Genomic DNA, 4,404 nt, shown 5'->3' with positions numbered 1-4,404 from the left:
ATCAAGATGCCAATTTAAGTGGAAAATTTGATTCTGTCGTCTCACATATCTCTGTAGCAAATGGGAAAACGTTAACCCTCAATGCAGCAGATATTAATAATGACACCATTACGGTTAATACCAACAGCAGTGGAAATGTGATTATTTTAGCTGATACGGCGACTCCATCAAACAATAATTTTGCAAATATTACAAAAACAGGAACTGGGAATATTACACTTGATGTAAATGCCAGTGTAGATTTATCGGCTCAAAATTTGGGTGCAGTCAATCGATACGATGTGGCAAACTCGCAAACATTGACACTGTTAAATACCCAATTAACAGCAGCAATGATTGTTATTGGGGCAGGGGATATTTTATTAAATACTGCTGCGACAGCGAACACCGATTTAAGTGGTATAAACAATGATGCTTTTACGGGAACCATTACGCTTAATGACAGCAGTGCAGACAATACCATTGTGATGAGTGATAAAAATGACACCGTTTATTTGACCTCAGGTAATGACAGCGTAAGTTTAGGCGCAGGAACAAATCGTGTTTATATTGATGCCAATAATTTAACCGGTTCAGACAGCATCAATGGTGGGGGAACGGACATCTTAAATATCACCTCTTCTGGAAGTGCCGATATGAGTGGGGTAAGTTCAGTTGAAACCGTTAATTTGGCCAACGGTGGTGTAAACTTAATCGTAGGAGCAAATAATGCAACCATTAATGGTGGAAGCGGTGATGACACATTTAGATTTACGATTGCTAATTTAAGCAGTGCAGATACCATTATTGGAAATGGTGGAACAGACACATTAGAATTTACAACAAATGGAACCATTGTAGAGACACAGTTGACCAACGTGGATGTTGAAAAAATTATTTTAGCCGATGGTGGAACCAATAACATTACCGTAGGTTCAAAAAACTTTGTTATCGAGGGCGGTGATGGTGCAGATACCTTTAATTATGCCATTTCAAATTTAAGCAGTGCCGATAGTGTTAATGGTAATGGGGGAACAGATATCTTAAATATCACCACTCAAGGAACCATTACCGCAGCACAGCTTACCAATATTGATGTTGAAAGCATTACGCTTGCCAATGGAACAAACACCATTACTGTAGGAGCAACCGATTATGCTGTTACAGGTGGAACAGGAAATGATACCTTTAATTATGCCATAGCAGATTTAAGCAGTGCCGATGTCATCAATGGAGTAAGTGGAACAGATAAAATTGTTTTCACCGATGCAGGAACCATCAATGATAATACAAAATTTAATGGTGTAACGAACATAGACACCATTCAATTTGCCAATGGTACAAATACCATTACTTTAGATCAAAATGGAATTGAGTTACGAGGTGGAACGGGGGCAGATACCTTTAATTATGCCATAGCAGATTTAACAAGTGCTGATATTGTTAATGGTCTAAGTGGAACAGATACTTTGGTATTTACCGATGCTGGTGTCATCAGTGATAACACCAAATTCAATCAAGTAACAAACATAGACACCATCCAATTTGCCAATGGTACAAATACCATCACGTTAGATCAAAATGGAATTGAGTTACGAGGTGGAACGGGTGCAGATACCTTTAATTACACGGTTGCCAATTTAAGCAGCAGTGATACCATTGTAGGAAACGGTGGAACAGATACGTTAAACTTTACTACAGCAGGAACAATCAGTGCTGCAGCTTTAACAAATGTTGATGTTGAAAATATCCAATTGGCTGATGGAACAAACAGCATTACAGTAGGAACAACAAACTACAACATAACCGGTGGAACAGGAGCAGATACGTTTAATTATGCCATTGATGATTTAACATCATCAGATACAATCAATGGAAATACAGGGAGTAACAGTATAACGTTTACCACATCAGGAAGTATCGCAAGTGCCGATTTTGCTAATGTAACTGCTGTTCAAACAATTAATTTCCATACTGGAAATGACACCATTACCATTGCAGATAATGACACAACACTTGATAATGTAACGTTAAATCTGGGAACAGGTACCAATGAAGTCATATATGCTGATATAGCGGACCTAACAAGTGCCGATAAAATTGTAGGTGGTGGGACTGATACCATAAGCTTCAGTAACAGTGGAAGCTTAAACAGCAGTGCCTTTACCAACATAAGTGGAATTGATACGGTTAATTTCTTTACAGGAGCAGATACGGTAACACTGAGCGACAATGCGCTGGATAATGTCAATTTAAAACTCAATGGAGGAAGCGATATTGTTAATATGGCAAAAGCAAATTTAAGCAGTACCGATACAATTGATGCAGGAGCGGCTGATACCGATAGTTTAAATATCACGGATGCAGGTGGAAGTTACAGCGATGCAGACTTTACAAATCTCTCTAATTTTGAGACATTAAATTTAAGTGACAGTGGTGCTGATACGATCACACTGGGTGGTACACAAATTCAAGAAGCTGGCTTTACGACCATCAATGCAAGAGGGGGAAGTGATACTGTAACCATCACCAATACTACAGGATTAACCACTGTTGATGGTGGAATAGGAGACAGTGATAATTTAATTATAGGAGCCGATGGACTCTCTTTTGGAAGTACAACGGTCACAAACTTTGAAACAATTACGGTCAATGGTACAGTAAATTTAAGTGGAGAATTGGACAGTGTGGTTTCAAATATTTCCGTTGCAACAGGTAAAACATTGACTGTAAATGCGACAGATTTTGACAATGATACCATTGCGATTGGTGGTGCGGGGGATGTGAACATTACAGCAACGGCAACAGCAAGTGATCATGACTTTGCAAATATCAGTAACAGTGGTTCAGGAAATATTATCTTAAATGTTAATGCCACACTGAATGTCAGTGCACAAAATCTTGGGGCAGTCAATGTTATCAATATTGCCGATGGTGCAGATATGACATTTACAGGTTCACAACTTGATGGAAAAACGATGACCCTTAATACCAACAGCAGTGGAGATATTATTATAAATGGTATCAGTGGGGATGACTTGTCCAATATTACTCTTACTGGAAGTGGTTCTATAACCTTAAATAGTTCAAGTGGAGGAACTTTAGATGCAAGCAGTATTGATGTAAGCAGTTTCAGTGGAATCATTACCATTAATGACTCTACCGGAGTTGAAACCATTATTGCAACGGCAGATAATGACACGATTAATGTCAATGGTGGAGCAGACATTATTACAGGTGGAGCAGGGACAGATACCCTTAATATTAACACCACAGACACCTTGGGTTCAATCAGTGGCATTGAAACAATCCATGTGAATCAAAACAACGATTTAAGTGGAAAATTAGATGGAACCGTTTCAACGATTGATTTGGCCAATGGGGTCACGCTCAGTGCTCAAAGTTCAGATGTCAGTGCTAAAACAATTACCGATACGGGTACAGCAAATATGAACGTAACGGTGAATGCCAATGTGGATTTAAGTTCTACAAATATTGCAGGAACACTCACGCTTAACGACACCACAGGAAGTTACTCTATTACAGGAAGCGCCAACAGTGATACTTTAAATTTAAGCAGTGGAAATGACACTGTTGATTTGGGGGATGGAAGTGATACTATTATCACTACAATTGAAAACATTGATACCAATGATAACATTCAAGACACAGGAACCATAGGAACAGACAGTGTTAATTTTACCAACAGTGGTACAATTGATTCTGCAAATATCATTGATTTTAGTGGAATTGAGACACTCAATATGTACAGTGGAGATGACACAATTATTTTTGCTGACAAAACAGAATTTGACAACTTTAGAAATGAGTTGAATGTTGTCGATTCTGGTGGAAATGATACGCTTGCCTTTGGTTCAACGGCAGTCAATGGTGATTTAGATTTTACGAATTTAGATGAGTTTGAAAACTTAAATCTTTCAAGCACAGCAGACACTCTCACCCTCAGTGGAGATGAACCTGATAATATCAATGGTTTAGCAGGAAACGATGAATTTACACTGGATTTCAGCAATGTTTCAAATATTGATGGAGGAGATGATACGGATACAGTAAAATTAACAGGAAATACAGCAATGATAAGCAGTGATACTCAGTTCAATCCTGCAGGAACATTTGCCAATATTGAACATTTAGATATTACTGGATTGACATTAAATACCAGTGATAATGCAACCGAATTTGAGTTTACTGATGCCATGATTGCTTCATGGACTGGCAATGCAACAGGAAATTTAACCTTGAGATTAACTGAAGCTCAAACTGACTTTATCAAATTTACCGATGCGGGAGCAGATGGAGTTATAGGTGGAGGAGACGATGTGGTGTATGACTCTCCAATAACAGCTGGAACACATACGTATGATTTAGGTAACACAACACTGACCATTGAGTCTGTGTAACAAA

General features: G+C 38.4%; 1 protein-coding gene. It reads left to right on the top strand.

Annotated elements, in window-relative coordinates; genetic code table 11:
• Window positions 1-137: 137 nt before the first annotated feature.
• Window positions 138-4,400, top strand: coding sequence for a beta strand repeat-containing protein (locus tag ACNI3C_RS11430; protein ID WP_419769933.1), 4,263 nt, complete (start codon window positions 138-140; stop codon window positions 4,398-4,400).
• Window positions 4,401-4,404 lie beyond the last annotated feature (4 nt).

The sequence above is a fragment of the Marinarcus sediminis (SeqCode) genome, assembly GCF_048571275.1.
GTDB classification, from domain to species: domain Bacteria; phylum Campylobacterota; class Campylobacteria; order Campylobacterales; family Arcobacteraceae; genus Marinarcus; species Marinarcus sediminis.
This window is presented reverse-complemented; position numbering and strand designations above follow the sequence as displayed.